The organism is Variovorax sp. AC103, from assembly GCF_979254005.1.
Map to the genome: position 1 here is coordinate 1 of NZ_CEEDFC010000044.1, position 16886 is coordinate 16886.

At 68.1% G+C, this 16886-nt stretch carries 17 protein-coding genes; 15 read left to right on the top strand and 2 right to left on the bottom strand.

Annotation, left to right across the window (positions count from 1 at the left end):
• The first annotated feature begins 126 nt into the window (after positions 1 to 126).
• Entirely contained in the window at positions 127 to 819 is a 693-nt protein-coding gene (locus AC0IYU_RS34240) for an HAD family hydrolase (protein ID WP_472126694.1), read from the top strand.
• 65 nt (positions 820 to 884) lie between these two features.
• Positions 885 to 1211: a thioredoxin family protein gene (locus AC0IYU_RS34245; RefSeq protein WP_472126697.1), complete on the top strand. Its 327-nt coding sequence runs from the start codon at positions 885 to 887 to the stop codon at positions 1209 to 1211.
• 4 nt (positions 1212 to 1215) lie between these two features.
• Here AC0IYU_RS34245 and AC0IYU_RS34250 read toward each other — a convergent pair whose 3' ends face one another.
• Positions 1216 to 2244 (bottom strand): AraC family transcriptional regulator, encoded by a 1029-nt coding sequence (locus AC0IYU_RS34250; protein ID WP_472126699.1) that lies wholly within the window; start codon positions 2242 to 2244, stop codon positions 1216 to 1218.
• A 139-nt stretch (positions 2245 to 2383) separates the two neighbouring features.
• On the opposite strand from AC0IYU_RS34250, the gene AC0IYU_RS34255 reads away from it, so the two are divergent.
• The 9 genes from AC0IYU_RS34255 (at position 2384) to AC0IYU_RS34295 (ending at position 13066) form a co-directional block, all read left to right on the top strand.
• Positions 2384 to 3556 carry an isovaleryl-CoA dehydrogenase gene (locus tag AC0IYU_RS34255; RefSeq protein ID WP_472126702.1) on the top strand — a complete coding sequence of 391 codons (1173 nt, stop codon included), beginning with the start codon at positions 2384 to 2386 and terminating at the stop codon, positions 3554 to 3556.
• Between the two features lie 142 nt (positions 3557 to 3698).
• The gene (locus AC0IYU_RS34260) at positions 3699 to 5378 is read left to right on the top strand and encodes an AMP-binding protein (protein WP_472126705.1); all 1680 of its coding nucleotides are present in this window, start codon (positions 3699 to 3701) and stop codon (positions 5376 to 5378) included.
• The gene (locus tag AC0IYU_RS34265) at positions 5375 to 7009 is read left to right on the top strand and encodes a carboxyl transferase domain-containing protein (RefSeq protein WP_472126708.1); all 1635 of its coding nucleotides are present in this window, start codon (positions 5375 to 5377) and stop codon (positions 7007 to 7009) included. Before AC0IYU_RS34260 ends, AC0IYU_RS34265 begins: the two co-directional genes overlap by 4 nt.
• A gap of 21 nt (positions 7010 to 7030) precedes the next feature.
• Complete coding sequence (locus AC0IYU_RS34270) at positions 7031 to 7894, top strand: alpha/beta hydrolase family protein (RefSeq protein ID WP_472126711.1); 864 nt, start codon at positions 7031 to 7033, stop codon at positions 7892 to 7894.
• A 22-nt stretch (positions 7895 to 7916) separates the two neighbouring features.
• Positions 7917 to 8720 (top strand): enoyl-CoA hydratase/isomerase family protein, encoded by an 804-nt coding sequence (locus AC0IYU_RS34275; RefSeq protein WP_472126714.1) that lies wholly within the window; start codon positions 7917 to 7919, stop codon positions 8718 to 8720.
• Between the two features lie 5 nt (positions 8721 to 8725).
• Complete coding sequence (locus AC0IYU_RS34280) at positions 8726 to 9229, top strand: SMI1/KNR4 family protein (RefSeq protein WP_472126717.1); 504 nt, start codon at positions 8726 to 8728, stop codon at positions 9227 to 9229.
• 9 nt (positions 9230 to 9238) lie between these two features.
• Entirely contained in the window at positions 9239 to 9913 is a 675-nt protein-coding gene (locus AC0IYU_RS34285) for a DUF4126 domain-containing protein (protein WP_472126720.1), read from the top strand.
• A gap of 110 nt (positions 9914 to 10023) precedes the next feature.
• On the top strand, positions 10024 to 12027 hold the full coding sequence (locus tag AC0IYU_RS34290) for an acetyl/propionyl/methylcrotonyl-CoA carboxylase subunit alpha (protein WP_472126722.1): 2004 nt from the start codon (positions 10024 to 10026) through the stop codon (positions 12025 to 12027).
• A gap of 67 nt (positions 12028 to 12094) precedes the next feature.
• Positions 12095 to 13066, top strand: a complete 972-nt coding sequence (locus AC0IYU_RS34295; RefSeq protein ID WP_472126725.1) for a DUF4349 domain-containing protein — start codon at positions 12095 to 12097, stop codon at positions 13064 to 13066.
• A gap of 48 nt (positions 13067 to 13114) precedes the next feature.
• Here the strand turns inward: AC0IYU_RS34295 and AC0IYU_RS34300 are convergent, their stop codons facing one another.
• Positions 13115 to 13429 carry an EthD family reductase gene (locus AC0IYU_RS34300; RefSeq protein WP_472126728.1) on the bottom strand — a complete coding sequence of 105 codons (315 nt, stop codon included), beginning with the start codon at positions 13427 to 13429 and terminating at the stop codon, positions 13115 to 13117.
• A 92-nt stretch (positions 13430 to 13521) separates the two neighbouring features.
• Between AC0IYU_RS34300 and AC0IYU_RS34305 the strand changes: the two genes are divergently transcribed.
• The 4 genes from AC0IYU_RS34305 (at position 13522) to AC0IYU_RS34320 (ending at position 16806) form a co-directional block, all read left to right on the top strand.
• Entirely contained in the window at positions 13522 to 14442 is a 921-nt protein-coding gene (locus AC0IYU_RS34305; RefSeq protein WP_472126731.1) for a 2-hydroxyacid dehydrogenase, read from the top strand.
• A gap of 115 nt (positions 14443 to 14557) precedes the next feature.
• Positions 14558 to 15307 (top strand): IclR family transcriptional regulator, encoded by a 750-nt coding sequence (locus AC0IYU_RS34310; RefSeq protein ID WP_472126734.1) that lies wholly within the window; start codon positions 14558 to 14560, stop codon positions 15305 to 15307.
• On the top strand, positions 15304 to 15720 hold the full coding sequence (locus AC0IYU_RS34315) for a cupin domain-containing protein (RefSeq protein ID WP_472126738.1): 417 nt from the start codon (positions 15304 to 15306) through the stop codon (positions 15718 to 15720). The genes AC0IYU_RS34310 and AC0IYU_RS34315 overlap by 4 nt, the downstream gene beginning before the upstream one ends.
• 69 nt (positions 15721 to 15789) lie before the next feature.
• Positions 15790 to 16806, top strand: coding sequence for a Bug family tripartite tricarboxylate transporter substrate binding protein (locus AC0IYU_RS34320; protein ID WP_435436764.1), 1017 nt, complete (start codon positions 15790 to 15792; stop codon positions 16804 to 16806).
• Positions 16807 to 16886 lie beyond the last annotated feature (80 nt).

Below are 16886 nucleotides of genomic sequence, written 5' to 3' on the forward strand. Positions count from 1 at the left end.
GGGTCGCCTTTCTTTGCTTACTTTCTTTGGCGAAGCAAAGAAAGTAAGTCGCCCGCCGGGGCGAGACCCGGCCCCGGGAAAAAACCAATTGCTACCATCCCCCCAAGCCATCAGCCAAAACCCCCAATGCCCCAATTCCCCTTCACCGCAGTCCTCTTCGACTGCGACGGCGTCCTAGTCGACTCCGAACCCATCACCAACCGCGTGCTCGCAGAAATGCTCGGCGAACTCGGCTGGCACCTCACCACCGAAGAGTCGATGAACACCTTCACCGGCAAGGCCGTGAAGGACGAAACCGCGCTCATCGAGTCGAAGACCGGCGTGAAGATCACCGACGAGTGGCTCAAGCGCTTTCGCGCGCGCCGCAACGAGGCGCTGGAGCGCGACCTCGTCGCCATCCCGCACGCCCCCGCGGCGATCCGCCAGATCCACACCCTGCTCAAGGGCCGCATCGCCTGCGCCTCGGGCGCCGACCGCCACAAGGTCGAACTGCAGCTCGCCAAGGTCGGCCTGCTCGACTGCTTCCAGGGCCGCATCTTCAGCGGCCATGAAATGCCCCGTTCCAAGCCGCACCCCGACGTGTACCTTGCCGCGGCCGAAGCCCTCGGCGTGGACCCGAAGCGTTGCGCGGTGGTCGAGGACACGGTCACCGGCGCGATGGCCGGCGTGGCCGCGGGCGCCACGGTGTTCGGCTACAGCACCGGCGAGTCGGGCCACAGCGGCCCCGGCCCGCTGCTGAGCGTGGGCGTGGCGCGGGTGTTCAGCGACATGGCCGAACTGCCCGCGCTGCTTTCGGGCTACGGACTGCAGGCGGCCTGAGTTTCTGATGCAATGAGGGGCTCGACCGCCGCGCCACAAGGCACACAGCAAGGAACGCCACCCCCATGACCTCCGAATACAAGACCGAGCAACCCGAACGCACCGAGATCGACGCACGCACCGGCCCCGCCGTGGTCGAGTTCGGCACCAACTGGTGCGGCATCTGCAAGGCCGCGCAGCCCCATATTGCCGAGGCCTTCGCCAAGTACCCCGATATCCCGCGCATCAAGGTGGAAGACGGCAGCGGCCGCCCGCTGGGCCGCTCGTTCAACGTGCGACTCTGGCCCACGCTGGTGTTCATGCGCGATGGCAAGGAGATCGCGAAGCTGGTGCGTCCGGAAGACAGCCAGTCGATCGCCGACGCGCTGGCGAAAATCGCCCAACCGGGCTGACGCGCTACAACCCCTGCTGGCGGAAATCGCGCGGCGCATGCCCCGTCCACTGCAGGAACGCACGCGAAAAACTCTTCTCGTTGCGAAATCCCACGGCCAGCGCGACCTGCTTGATCGGCCGCGTCGTGCGCCGCAGCTGGTCGACCGCCATCGCGTGGCGCACTTCGTTCTTCAGCGCCTGCAGCGAAGTGCCTTCCTCGTGCAGTTGCCGGTGCAGCGTGCGGCTCGATACGTTGAGCAGGCCGGCCAGCGCCTCGGCCGTGGTCGCCTCGCTGGCGCGTGAACGCAGCAGCTCGCGCACGCGCCGGCCCAGCAGCCGGTCGCGCCGGTACTGCAGGATCGTCAGCGGCAGTGCGCGCTTGAGCATCGTGCGCAGCGCACGCTCGTCGCGCTGCAGCGGCAGGGCGAGGTAGCGCTCGTCGAAGCTGATGCTCGCCTGCGGCGCATCGAAGCGCACGTCGGGCGTGAACATCGGCGCATAGGCGTCGGCATGCGCCGGCGCGGCGAACGGAAAGCTCGCGTGGCGCAGCGAAATGCGCGAGTCGATCGCCCAGCACATGTAGCCGTGCATGAAGCGCAGGCTGGTCACCAGGCAGAACTCGCGAAAGTCGTCGTCCAGCGGGCGGTTCTCGGCGATGCGCAGCGTCGCCACGCCGCCCGCCACGTCGAGCGCCAGGCCGATGTCCTCCGTCAGCAGCCGGTGGTGTCGGCACCAGCGCTTGATGGCCACGCCCAGGTCGGGCGAACTCAGCGAGGCGCGGCACAGCATGCCGTAGCTGCCCCAGGGCAGGCGCCGCGAGAACCAGCCGAGCGCCTCGTCGTCGAGCTCCTGCATGGCATGGTCCGACAGCGCCTCGAACTGCGCGGCCGTCACCCGCGCACCAGGCCGGGCCAGTTCGCGCGGCGTGATCTGTGCCGCCTTCAGCGCCTCGGCCGGGTCCTTGCCATAGCGCGCGTAGCCCTGCACGATGGCTCTCACGAAGGCCATTGGCGTGACGGCGCGGGCGGGTCTGAGGAACGACGGGGACGACATGGTTGGGCGGGCCGGGCGTGGCGCAATTTGCAACCATTGTGGCGCCAATTGCGGCGCGACCGGGCGTAAGCTGTGCTGTTCCAAGCGCCATACCGCGTGGGCAGCCCTGCGCGCCGACCCCTCAGAGGAGACAAGACACATGCACGATCCCGGCCTGAACTTCGACCTGGGCGAGGACATCGACTCGCTGCGCAGCGCCATCCAGGACTTCGCCGCGAACGAAATCGCCCCGCGCGCCGCCGACATCGACCGCGACAACCTGTTCCCGCACGACCTCTGGCAGAAGCTGGGCGAGCTCGGCCTGCACGGCATGACGGTGAAGGAAGAGTTCGGCGGCACCGAGCTGGGCTACCTGGCCCACATCGTGGCCATGGAGGAAGTCTCCCGCGCCTCGGCCTCGGTGGGCCTGTCGTACGGCGCGCACTCGAACCTGTGCGTGAACCAGATCCACCGCAACGGCAGCGACGCGCAGAAGAAGAAATACCTGCCCAAGCTGGTGAGCGGCGAGCACGTCGGCGCGCTGGCCATGAGCGAGCCCAACGCCGGCTCCGACGTGGTGAGCATGAAGCTCAAGGCCGAGAAGAAGAACGGCTACTACGTGCTCAACGGCGGCAAGATGTGGATCACCAACGGCGGCGACGCCGACACGCTGGTCATCTACGCCAAGACCGAGCCCGAGATGGGCGCGCGCGGCATGACGGCCTTCATCGTCGAGAAGAACTTCAAGGGCTTCTCGGCCGGCACCAAGCTCGACAAGCTCGGCATGCGCGGCTCCAACACCTATCCGCTGTTCTTCGACAACTGCGAAGTGCCCGAAGAAAACGTGCTGGGCGGCGAAGGCCTGGGCGCGAAGGTGCTGATGAGCGGGCTCGACTACGAACGCGCGGTGCTGTCCGGCGGACCGCTGGGCATCATGGCCGCGTGCATGGACGCGGTGCTGCCCTTCGTGCACGAGCGCAAGCAGTTCGGCCAGAGCATCGGCGAGTTCCAGCTGATGCAGGGCAAGCTCGCCGACATGTACTCGACCTGGCAGGCCACGCGCGCCTACGTGTACGCCGTGGGCAAGGCCTGCGACCGCAACGACCATGCGCGCACCTTCCGCAAGGACGCGGCCGGCGCCATCCTGTACTCGGCCGAGAAGGCGACATGGATGGCCGGCGAGGCGATCCAGGCGCTGGGCGGCGTGGGGTACACCAAAGACTTTCCGGTCGAGCGGCTGTGGCGCGATGCCAAGCTGTACGAGATCGGCGCGGGAACGAGCGAGATCCGGCGGATGCTGATCGGTCGCGAGCTGTTCGCGGAAACGGCGTAGGCTGCTTTCTCCCTCCCCTTCCGGGGGAGGGCAGGGGTGGGGGCACGCGGCCTTCGACGAGGTACAGCGCCGAACAGGCGCCGCTTGCCCCCATCCCAACCTTCCCCCAAAGGGGGAAGGAGCCAGACAAGGAGACAAGGACATGAACATGACTTCTGCGTTGACCGAGAGCTACGGCAAGGGCGCCACCGACGTCCCCCTCATCGAACAACCCATCGGCGACTTCTTCGACGACATGGTCGAGAAGCACCCCGACCGCGAAGCGCTCATCAGCCGCCACGAAGGCCAGCGCTACACCTACCGCGAGCTGCAGACCGAGTCGAACAAGCTCGCGAGCGCCTTGCTGAACCTCGGCCTCGCTCCCGGCGACCGCGTGGGCATCTGGTCGCACAACAACGTGCCGTGGGTGCTGATGCAGATCGCCACCGCCAAGGTCGGCCTGATCCTCGTCAACATCAACCCGGCCTACCGCACCTCCGAGCTCGAGTACGCGCTCAACAAGGTCGGCTGCAAGGCGCTGGTGACGATGGCGCAGTTCAAGACCAGCGACTACCTCGGCATGCTGCGCGAGCTGGGCCCGGCGAAGCTGCCGCAGCTGCTGCACACGTTCTGGATCGACAAGCCCGGCCAAGGCGAAGAGCAGCCCGGCATGCAGCGCTTCTCGCAGCTGCTCGCGAGCGGCGACGCGGCCGACGCGCGCATCGCGCAGGTCCAGAAGACGCTGAAGGCCACCGACCCCATCAACATCCAGTTCACCAGCGGCACCACGGGCTTTCCCAAGGGCGCGACGCTCACGCACCGCAACATCCTGAACAACGGTTTCTTCATCGGCGAGTGCATGAAGCTCTCGCCCGCCGACAAGCTGTGCATTCCCGTGCCGCTGTACCACTGCTTCGGCATGGTGCTGGGCAACCTGGCCTGCCTCACGCACGGCTCGGCCATCGTCTACCCGAACGACGGCTTCGATCCGCTCACCGTGCTGGAGACCGTGCAGGCCGAGAAATGCACCGGGCTGCACGGCGTGCCCACGATGTTCATCGCCGAGCTCGACCATCCGCGCTTCAAGGAGTTCGACCTGTCCACGCTGCGCACCGGCATCATGGCCGGCTCGCCGTGCCCCACCGAGGTGATGAAGCGCGTGGTCGACCAGATGCACCTGGGCGAGATCACCATCGCCTACGGCATGACCGAGACCAGCCCCGTGAGCTGCCAGAGCAGCACCGACACGCCGCTGGACAAGCGCGTGTCCACCGTGGGCACGGTGCAGCCGCACCTGGAGGTGAAGATCATCGACCCCGAGACCGGCGCGATCGTGCCGACCGGCCAATCGGGCGAGTTGTGCACCCGCGGCTACTCGGTGATGCACGGCTACTGGGAAGACGAGCCGCGCACGCGCGAAGCCATCGACGCCGAGCACTGGATGCACACGGGCGACCTGGCGACGATGGACGCCGAGGGCTACGTCAACATCGTCGGGCGCATCAAGGACCTGGTGATCCGCGGCGGCGAGAACATCTACCCGCGCGAGATCGAGGAGTTCCTGTACCGCCACCCGAAGGTGCAGGACGTGCAGGTCGTCGGCCTGCCCGACAGGAAGTACGGCGAGGAGCTGTGCGCCTGGATCATCGTCAAGCCCGGCCAGAGCGCCACCGACGAAGACATCCGCAGCTTCTGCAAGGGCCAGATCGCGCACTACAAGGTGCCGAAGTACATCCAGTTCGTCACCGAGTTCCCGATGACGGTGACCGGCAAGATCCAGAAATTCAAGATCCGCGACGCCATGACCGAGCAGCTCGGCCTGACGAAAGAAAAGACAGCATGAGCCAACTCGAAACCAAACTCAACGCCCGTTCGGCCGATTTCCAGGCCAATGCCGCCGCCATGCGCGCGCTGGTCGACGACCTGCACAAGCAGTTCGCCAAGGTGGAGCAGGGCGGCGGCGAGGCCGCGCGCGCCAAGCACACGGCACGCGGCAAGCTGCTGCCGCGCGACCGCGTGGCCGAGCTGCTGGACCCGGGCACGCCCTTCCTGGAGATCGCGCCGCTGGCCGCGCATGCGATGTACCTCGACGCCAAGGGGGCGGAGTCGGCGCCCGGCGCGGGCCTCATCGCCGGCATTGGCCGCGTGAACGGCGTCGACTGCATGGTCGTCTGCAACGACGCCACGGTGAAGGGCGGCACCTACTACCCGCTCACGGTGAAGAAGCACCTGCGCGCGCAGGAAATCGCCGAGCAGAACCGCCTGCCCTGCATCTACCTCGTCGATTCGGGCGGCGCCAACCTGCCGAACCAGGACGAGGTGTTTCCCGACCGCGACCACTTCGGCCGCATCTTCTACAACCAGGCCAACATGAGCGCCCAGGGCATCCCGCAGATCGCGGTGGTCATGGGCTCGTGCACGGCCGGCGGCGCCTACGTGCCGGCGATGAGCGACGAGTCGATCATCGTGAAGAACCAGGGCACCATCTTCCTGGGCGGCCCGCCGCTCGTGAAGGCGGCCACCGGCGAAGTGGTCACGGCCGAAGACCTGGGCGGCGGCGACGTGCACACGCGCCTGTCGGGCGTGGCCGACCACCTGGCGCAGAACGACCTGCATGCGCTGGCGCTGGCGCGCACTGCGGTGGCCAACCTCAATGCGAAGGCGCCCGAGGCGCCGGCAGCAGCCAAGGGCGGTGCCGAGGTGCGCCAGCCCGCGTTCCCGCGCGAAGAGCTCTACGGCGTGATCCCCACCGACACGCGCAAGCCCTTCGACGTGCGCGAGATCATTGCGCGCATCGTCGACGGCAGCGAGTTCCACGAGTTCAAGGCCCGCTTCGGCGCCACGCTGGTCTGCGGCTTTGCCGAGATCGAAGGCATGCCGGTGGGCATCATCGCCAACAACGGCATCCTGTTCAGCGAGTCGGCGCAGAAGGGCGCGCACTTCATCGAGCTGTGCTGCCACCGCAAGATCCCGCTGGTGTTCCTGCAGAACATCACCGGCTTCATGGTGGGCCGCAAGTACGAGAACGAAGGCATCGCGCGCCACGGCGCCAAGATGGTGACGGCCGTGGCCACCGCCAACGTGCCCAAGTTCACCATCATCATCGGCGGCAGCTTCGGCGCCGGCAACTACGGCATGTGCGGGCGTGCGTACAGCCCGCGCTTTCTCTGGATGTGGCCCAACGCGCGCATCAGCGTCATGGGCGGCGAGCAGGCCGCGAGCGTGCTGGCCACGGTGAAGCGCGACGGCATCGAGCTGAAGGGCGGCAGCTGGAGCAAGGACGAGGAAGAAGCCTTCAAGGCCCCCATCCGCCAGCAGTACGAAGACCAGGGCCACCCCTACTACGCCACCGCGCGCATCTGGGACGACGGCATCATCGATCCGGCCGACACGCGCCGCGTGCTGGCGCTGGGCCTGGCGGCGTCGCGCAATGCCCCGATTCCCGAGCCCAAGTTCGGCATCTTCCGCATGTAGGAACCGCACGGAGACGCTTTCATGACGCTGCGCCGGCTCTCGCTCATCACCGCCTTGCTTTGCATGTCGCTGGGCGCGCACGCGCAGAACGTGGCGCGCCGCGACGTCGAGATACCGATGGCGGTCAAGGGCTTCTTCGGCGAGTCGCACATCAAGCTCGCCGCCACCGAATACAGGCCCGAGGGTGACGGCCCGTTTCCGGTGCTGGTGATCAACCACGGCACGCCGCGCTCGCCCACCGACTTTCCGAAGATGCAGGACCGCTATGCGCGGCAGGCCGAGTTCTTCGCGAAGCGTGGCTTCCTGGTCATCAACCCGCTGCGCCGCGGCTACGGAAAGTCCGACGGGCCGTGGGCCGAGAACTACTTCAGCTGCGCCAACCCCGACTACGTGCAGGCCGGGCTCGAAACCGCGAAGGACATCGGCGCGGCGCTCGACTACGCGCGCGCGCTGCCGTACGCCGATGCGCAGCACATGGTGCTGCTGGGCAAGTCGGCCGGCGGCTTCGGCGTGCTGGCGCTGTCGAGCCTGAACCCGGACGGCGTGGTCGGCACCATCAACTTCGCGGGCGGACGCGGCTCGCGCGGGCCGGACGACGTGTGCAACGAGGCGAAGCTGGTCGATGCCTTCGGCCGCTACGCATCGACTACGAAGGTGCCGATGCTGTGGGTCTATTCCGAGAACGATCATTTCTTCGGGCCCGCGCTGGCGAGCCGCCTGCTGGCGGCGTACAAGGCCAAGGGCGTCGATGTGCGCTTCGAGGGCGTGCCGCCCTACGGCAACGACGGCCACGCCTTCTTCGAAGGCCGCGACAACGCCGCGATCTGGGTGCCCATGGTGGACCAGTTCCTCGCGAAGCTGGGCCTGGCCCGGCAGGTGCAATGAAGACAAACAAGACACAACGGACATGAGCGACTACACCAAGCTGAAACTTTCCATGGACGGCGAAAGCGCCGTGGCGCGCATCTGGCTCGACCAGCCCGACGCACGCAACGCCTTCGACGATGTCGTCATCGCCGAGCTGACGCGAGCGTTCACGGAGGCCGGCGCCACCGCGCAGGTGAAAGCCATCGTGCTCGGCGCGAGCGGCCCGGCCTTCTGCGCGGGCGCCAACCTCAACTGGATGCGCCGCATGGCCGACTACACGCGCGACGAGAACATCGCCGACGCGGGCAAGCTGGCCGCCATGCTGCGCACCATTGCCGAGTGCCCCAAGCCCACCATCGCGCGCGTGCAGGGCGATGTGTATGCGGGCGGCATGGGGCTGGTCGCGGCCTGCGACATGGCGGTAAGCGTGGACACCGCCTGGTACTGCCTGAGCGAAGTGAAGATCGGCCTCGTGCCCGCGACCATCAGCCCCTACGTGCTTCGCGCCATGGGCACGCGCGCCTCGCAGCGCTACTTCCTCACGGCCGAGCGCTTCACGGCCGCCGAGGCGCACCGCATCGGCTTCGTGCACGAAGTGGTCGCCGCCGACGCGCTCGATGCCAAGGTCGACGAACTCGTCAAGGCACTCACCGGCGCGAGCCCGGCCGCCGTGCGCGCCTGCAAGCAGCTGATTGCCGAGGTGGACGGCCGCGAGATCGACGACGCCTTGATCGCCAGGACCGTCGAGGGCATCGCCGACATCCGCGCGAGCGACGAAGGCCGCGAGGGCGTGCAGGCCTTCCTGCAGAAGCGCAAGCCGTCATGGCTGGCAGCCAAGGCCTGACGCCCATGCCGCACGGCACACTCATCGAACGCATGGACGCGTGGCTGTCCGTCCACCGCGCGGGCTACCACGCGTCGCTGCGGCCCGGCGTGAGCGATGAAGACCTCGATGCCTTCGAGGCGAAGTTTTCGCTCGAGCTGCCCGAGGCTTTCCGCGCGCTCTACCGCTGGCGCGACGGCCAGCCGAACAGCAACTTCGACAGCCTGCAGCACAACCGCATGTTCAGCGCGCTCGAGGACATCGCCGACACCAAGGCGATGCTGGACGACATGATCGGCACCGACTTCGAAGACCCCGCTACCTGGCGGCGCGGCTGGGTGCCGTTCCTGTCGAACGGCGGCGGCAGCTACCTGTGCGTGGACATCGATGCCGAAGGCGGCGGGCAGCCGGGGCAGCTCGTCGCCTTCTGGAAAGCCGACCAAGACCGCCCCGTGGAGCATGCGTCCGTCGATGCATGGCTCGCGGACCTCGTGGCTTCCATGGAAGCCGGCACGATCGAATTCGACTGAGGGCCGCCCATGAACACCAGCCTCGACATGCCCCAACTGCTCGCACTGGCCGCCGCCATCGGCTGGGCCAGCGGCGTGCGGCTCTACCTGGTCGTGCTGCTGACCGGCGTGGTCGGCTATTTCGGCTGGGTGCCGCTGCCCAGCGGGCTGCAGCTGCTGGCGCACCCGGTGGTCATCGCGGCCAGCGGTTTCATGGTGTTCATCGAGTTCTTCGCCGACAAGATTCCCGGCCTCGATTCGCTGTGGGACATGGTGCACACCGCCATCCGCATCCCGGCCGGCGCGGCGCTTGCGGCCAGCGTGTTCGGCGCCGACCACAGCGCGCTGGCCGTCGTCGCCGCGCTGCTGGGCGGCGGCTTCGCGGCCACGGCGCATGCGGCCAAGGCCACCACGCGCGCGGCCATCAACACCTCGCCCGAGCCGTTCTCCAACGTGGGCGCTTCGCTGGTCGAGGACACGATGGTGCCGGCGGGGCTGTGGCTCGCGGTGGCGCATCCCTTCGTCTTTCTCGTGCTGTTCGTGCTGGTGCTTGTGGCGAGCGTGTGGCTCATCCGCAAGAGCTGGCGTTTCCTCAAGGCGCTGTTCGCCCGCGTGGCCCGCATCTTCAGCGGCCGATCCGATCCGGGCGTGGTGCCCGCGTTTCAACTGAAAAAGAATCCTCCGGGAGACACTCCGAATGTTTAAGAAGATCCTGATCGCCAATCGCGGTGACCAGCCGCGAAGCGGCGCAGCGGCGAAGCCAAATTGCATGGCACGCGCAGCGTGCGCAGGCGATTTCACCGCGAAAGCACTCCATGTTTAAGAAGATCCTGATCGCCAATCGCGGTGAAATCGCGTGCCGCGTTGCCGCTACCGCACGCCGCATGGCCATTCGCACCGTGGCCGTGTATTCCGATGCCGACGCGCATGCCAACCATGTGCGCGCCTGCGACGAGTCGGTCCACATCGGCGGCAGCGCCCCGAAGGACAGCTACCTGCGCTGGGAGCGCATCCTCGAAGCCGCCAAGGCCACGGGCGCCGAGGCGGTGCATCCGGGCTACGGCTTCCTGAGCGAGAACGAAGAGTTCGCGCAGGCCTGCGCCGACGCGGGCCTGGTCTTCATCGGCCCGCCGCCCTCGGCCATCAAGGCCATGGGCCTGAAGGCCGAGTCGAAGCAGCTGATGGAAAAGGCCGGCGTGCCGCTGGTGCCCGGCTACCACGGCCATGACCAGAACCCGGCGCTGCTGCAGCGCGAGGCCGACCGCATCGGCTACCCGGTGCTCATCAAGGCCAGCGCCGGCGGCGGCGGCAAGGGCATGCGCGCGGTCGACAAGGCGCAAGACTTCGCAGCCGCGCTGGCCTCGTGCCAGCGCGAAGCGATCAACAGCTTCGGCGACGACGCGGTGCTGATCGAGAAGTACGTGCAGCGCCCGCGCCACATCGAGATCCAGGTGTTCGGCGACACGCAGGGCAACTACGTCTACCTGTTCGAGCGCGACTGCTCGGTGCAGCGGCGCCATCAGAAGGTGCTGGAAGAAGCGCCCGCGCCCGGCATGACCGAGGCCATGCGCAAGCAGATGGGCGACGCCGCCGTGTCGGCAGCACGCTCGGTGAACTACGTGGGCGCGGGCACGGTGGAGTTCATCGTCGAGCAGCGCGACGGCGGAGAGATGAACTTCTTCTTCATGGAGATGAACACCCGCCTGCAGGTGGAGCACCCTGTCACCGAAGCCATCACCGGGCTGGACCTCGTCGAGTGGCAACTGCGCGTGGCATCGGGCGAGCCGCTGCCCGCGAAGCAGGCCGACCTGAAGATTCACGGCCACGCCATAGAGGCGCGCATCTGCGCCGAGAACCCCGACAACAACTTCCTGCCCGCCACCGGCACCTTGCGCGTGTACCGCAAGCCGCAAGCCACCGCATTCCAGCGCAGCCGCGTACGCATCGACGACGGCGTGCGCGAGGGCGGCGAGATCTCGCCCTTCTACGACTCGATGATCGCCAAGCTCATCGTGCACGGCGCCACGCGCGACGAGGCGCTGGCCCGGCTCGACGCCGCGCTGGCGCAGGTGCAGATCGTGGGCGTGCAGACCAACGTGCAGTTCCTGCGCGGCATCCTGGCCACCGAATCGTTCGCCAAGGCCAACCTCGACACCGCGCTGATCGAGCGCGAACGCGCCGTGCTGTTCGACCGGGAGGCCCTGGGCCTGCCGCTGGCCGCCGCGGCGGCCATCACGCGAACGCTCGTCACCGAATGGCCCGGCAAGTTGCCCGACCCGTTCGCGCGCCGCGACGGCTGGCGCTCGCACGGCGAGTACCTGCGCCGCTTCGACTTCGAGTTTCGCGGCGCCGAGCAGATTGCCCTGCTGACCTACAAGCGCGACGGCAGCCTGTGGCTGGAAGCCGGCGGCGCCGAAGGCCCGCTGGTGGTCGGCCAGTTCCCGACCGGCGAGTTCGAGGTGGAATTCGCCGGCACGCGCCAGACGCTGGCCGTGCACGTCGACGGCGCCACGTCGCACATCTTCGCTTCGAAGGGCGCGACGAAGATCACCACCATCGACCGCCTCGCGCATGCCGGCGAGACCCAGGCCGAAGGCGGCCGGCTCACCGCGCCGATGCCCGGCAAGGTCGTGTCCTTCGCCGTGAAGGCCGGCGACAAGGTCACGCGCGGCCAGCCGCTGGCGGTGATGGAAGCCATGAAAATGGAGCACACGATCGCCGCGCCGGCCGACGGCACGGTGGAGGAGCTGATGTTCTCCCCGGGCGAGCAGGTGGCCGAGGGCGACGAATTGCTGCGGATGAGTGCGGCGGCGGCCTGAAAAAAGTTGACCCCGTTCCGGGCGGCCGCCCGTATCAGCTGCGGTAGTCATCACTCAAGGATCTCCAATGACCTCTCGCACGCTTTCCGGTTCGCCGCTTTTCCTGTCTGTCCGCCAGCGGTCGGGCATCGTCCTCGTGGCCTTGGCGGCGGCGTTGTCGCTGGCGGGCTGCGAACGCAAGAGCAACGAGGCCGCGCTGGCCGCACCCGTGCCGGCCGCGCCCATGCAGGCCGCGCCCATGCAGGCCGCGCCCGGCATCGCCGGCGGCATGGCGATGAAGGAGCAACGCCGCGCGCGCGTGGCGGACACGGCGTCCGCTGAGGCCGATGCGTCGCAAGACACCCCGCTGCAGCGCTTCCTGGCGGTGCGGCAGGAGCTGAACGTGGAGGTTCCTTCGGAGCAACTCGCCGACGCCTGGGGCAAGGTGCGCGACCTGTGCGGCACGCTGAAGTGCGAGCTGCTGTCGTCCTCGCTGCTGCGCGAGACGCCGCAGCAGCCCGGCAACGCCATGCTTGAAGTGCGCGTGGAGCCGGCCGACGTCGACAAGCTGCTCGGCGGCCTGGCGGGCGTGGCGAACGTGGTCTCGCACACCACCACCAGCGAGGACAAGACCGCCGAGGTGATCGACGTCGAAGCCCGCATCAGGAACCGCACCGAGTTCCGCGACAGCCTGCGCACCATGCTGCGCGACACCGTCACCAAGCGCACCATGGCCGACCTGCTGGCCATCCAGCGCACGCTGTCGGACACCCAGGCCGAGCTCGACGCCATCGCCACGCAGCGCAAGGTGCTGGCGCAGCAGACCAGCAAGCAGCACATCCAGATCCAGTTCACGCCGCGGCGCGCGCTGGTGGGCAGCGGCGACGGCTACAGCCCGATGGGCCAGGCGCTGCGCAATGCCGGCTCGGTGCTGGCGGAAAGCGTGGGCGCGCTGATCACCTTCGTGGCGGCGGTGCTGCCGTGGCTGGTGCTGGTGGTGCTGCCGCTGGGGTGGCTGGTGCGGGTGTTGTGGCGCCGTCGCAAGGCCAGGGCGGCCTGAGCTGCCTGTCGGTGACGCAGGGCGCAGCGGGCTGCGCCGTGCGTGTGGTCAGCCCACCACCACTTCGCTGATCTGCATCACCGGCGCGATGTCGGTGTAGTTCTTCACGTCGCCCATGATCTCCTTCATGTGCGGCCCGAACGCCGCCTGGAAGGCCTCGAGCGATTCGCTGAACACGTGGCACATGCCGACGTAGGTGGGCGGGGTGCCCGGTGCGCCGCCGCCCAGGCCCTTGTCGATGGTGTACGAGAGGCAGGCGTCGCCCATGCGGGCCTTGAGCAGCGGCATGTGCTTGTCGCGGTAGTAGGCGTGGTCGAAGCGGGCATCGGCCGCGTAGGGGTACATCACGCTGACTTTGATCATGGGTGTCTCCTGATGGGTTCGGACGGTTGACGGGCGTTCGAGCATAGCCATCCCGGGGCGCCGCGTCAGCGCCCTCACTAAGATCCGTCCCCATGCGAATCACCGTCTACCTCACCGACAACCGCCCAGACCCCTGGATCCAAGGCCTTCAGGCCGAACTCCCCGACGCCGTCATCGAGGCCTGGAAGCCCGGCGCGCCGCAGGCCGACCATGCCGTGGTGTGGGCGCCGCCGCAACAGTTTCTCGACGAGCAGCCCAAGCTGCGCGGCCTCTTCAACATCGGCGCGGGCGTCGATGCGTTGCTCAAGCTCAAGGTGCCGGCGCACACGCGCATCGTGCGGCTCGACGACGCCGGCATGTCGGTGCAGATGGCCGAGTACGTGTGCCACACGCTCATTCGCCACTTCCGCGAGTTCGACGTGTACGAAGCCGATGCGCGCGAAGGCAAGTGGAGCTACCGCAAGCCGCGGCTGCGCAGCGACTTTCCGGTCGGCATCATGGGCCTGGGCGTGCTCGGCGAGCGCGTGGCCAAGGCGGTGGCGCAGTTCGAGTTTCCGGTGCTGGGCTGGAGCCGCTCGCCGAAGGACATCGACGGCGTGCAGGTGTTCAGCGGCGAGGCGCAGTTCGACGAGTTCCTGTCGTCCACGCGCGTGCTCATCAACCTGCTGCCGCTGACCGAGGCCACACGCGGCATCCTCAACCGCAGCACGCTGGGCAAGCTGCGGCCTGAGGGCTACCTGATCAGCATCGCGCGCGGCGGCCACCTGGTCGAGGACGACCTGATCCCGATGCTCGACGCCGGCCAGCTCGCGGGCGCGACGCTGGACGTGTTCCAGGTCGAGCCGCTGCCGGCCGACCACGCCTTCTGGCGCCACCCCAAGATCACCGTGACGCCGCACGGCTCGGCACGCACGCTGCGCGAGGAATCGATCAGCCAGATCGCCGGGAAGATCCGCGCGATGGAGCAGGGCCTGCCGGTGAACGGCGTGGTCGATCCGACGCGCGGCTACTGAGGACGACCGCAGCCAGGCGCCAACCCACGGCGCTTGCCGCTGGAACGCGGCGCAGAACGCCAAGGGAAGGGGAAACCCCGAGGCGCTGGTTTTTCACATCTATGAAAATCTTTTCATGACTGTGAAAACTGCGTTCCGCGTGATCGAGATCGTCGAGCTCTTCGCTCGAGAGAAACAGCCGCTGGCGCTGTCCGAGATGGCACGCCTGCTCGACATGCCCGTGTCCAGCTGCCTGGGCCTGATCCGCACGCTCGAGGAGCAGGGCTACATGTACGAGACCGGCCGCCGCCAGGGCTACTACCCGACGGGCCGGCTGCTGGCGATGGCACAGGTCATCGCCGCCCACGACCCGGTGCTCGACCGGGTGAAGGCCACGCTCGAAGAGCTGCGCGATGCCGCCCGCGAGACCGTGGTGTTCGGCAAGTTCCGCGACGCGGGCCAGGTGGTGTACCTGGAGGTGCTGAGCGCGCCGCAGGCCATCCGCTATTCCGCCGAATCGGGCGAGACGCGCCCGGCCTACGCCAATTCGCTGGGCCGCGCGCTGCTGTCCACGCTCGCCCCCGAGGCCCGCCGCAAGCTGCTCGGCGGCATGACGCTCGCGCCGTTGACCGATGCCACGCTCACCACCGCCGAGGCCATCGAGGCCGAGCTGCAAAGCGCCGCCGCGCGCGGCTGGTACGGCAACCTCGGCCAAAGCATTCCCGACCTGATCGGCCTGGCCTGGCCGCTGCGCATTGGCGGCGAGGCGTACGCCATTTCCGTCGCCGGCCCGCGCTACCGCGTGGAGCCGCGCATCGAGGAGATCGCCGCGATGCTGCGCTCGGCCTGCCTCGCCATCGAACCCAAGACAGAAAGCCCCCGATGACCCCGACCCCGACCCCCACCCCGGCCGCCGCTGCCGCGCCCCGCTACTTCGTCCGCGAGGACGAGATCGCCGGCTACCACCCCGCCAACCACACCGGCACGCTGAACAAGCGGCTGATCGGCCCCGAGACGGTGGGCGCGAAGCAACTCGAGGTGCTGGTGGGCCACATCCAGAAGGGCAAGGGCGCGCTGCCGCATGCGCACCCGGGCATCGAACAGGTCTGCTACATGCTCGAAGGCCGCGCGGTCGCCGAGGTGGGCGGCCAGCGGCAGGAGCTGGGCCCGGGCGACAGTTGCTTCTTTCCGGCCGACGCCATGCACACCTTCACGGTGGTGAGCGACGAGCCGGTGCGCGTGCTGGTGATCTACAGCCCGCCGTACGAGGAACTGCCGGAACGCGTGATCCGGCCTTGAACAGAAGCGCCTCGAACCCGGTTCGCAGGCGCGGCTTTGCACCGACAACAACCCCGGAGACAAGCACCCATGAAGACGACGAAGAACGCGACCGAGCAAACGGTCGTGGTGGCGAACCGCCGCCGTTTCATTTCCATCGGCGCGGCCGCAGGCCTTGCCGGCGCCGCGCCATGGGCCTTCGCGCAGGACGGCTACCCCAGGCTGCCGATCAAGCTCGTCGTGCCGTTCGCGGCGGGCAGCGGCACCGACGCGGTGGCGCGCATCACCGGGCAGATGCTCGGCGAGGCGCTCAAGGGCTCGGTCATCGTGGACAACCGCGCGGGCGCCAACGGCGTGATCGCGGCCGAACTGGTGGCCAAGGCGCCGCCCGACGGCTACACGCTGTTCATGACGACCAACACCACGCATTCGGCCAACCCGAGCCTGATGAAGTCGCTGCCCTACGACCCGGTGAAAGACTTCGCACCCGTGAGCCGCATGGGCAACCTGCCGTTCATGCTGGTGGTGAACAACGACCTGCCGGTGAAGAGCGTCGCCGAGCTGCTGGCCTGGGGCCGCGCGAACCCGGGCAAGCTGACCTATGCGAGCGGCAACAGCACCGGCATCGTGAGCGGTGCCACGCTGTCGCGCATGAGCGGTATCCCGATGCTGCACGTGCCGTACAAGAGCACGCCGCCGGCCATCGCCGACCTGATCGGCGGCCAGGTGTCGATGATGGTGGTCGACCTGGCGGCGGGGCTGGCCACGGTGAAGGCCGGCAAGATGCGCGCGATCGCGGTGACCACCCAGGAGCGCACCAAGCTGTTCCCCGAACTGCCGCCGCTGGCCGACACGCCCGAACTGAAGGGCTTCGACATCACCTCGTGGAACGGCGTGTTCGCGCCGGCCGGCACGCCGAAGGACATCGTGCGCCAGCTCAACAAGGCGCTGTCGGACATGGCCAACGGCACGGCGTTTCGCGAGCGGGTGGCCAAGCTGGGCTTCGATGCGTTCGGCAGCACCCCGGAGGCGCTGGGAGCGTTCACGGTGTCGGAGCTGGCGAAGTGGAAGAAGCTGATCCAGGCTGCGGGCATTCAACCCGAATGAGCGCGTTGAATTTCTCCCTCCCCTTCCGGGGGAGGGCGGGGGTGGGGGCAAGGGGCCTTTGCAAAAGCACCGCCTCCACC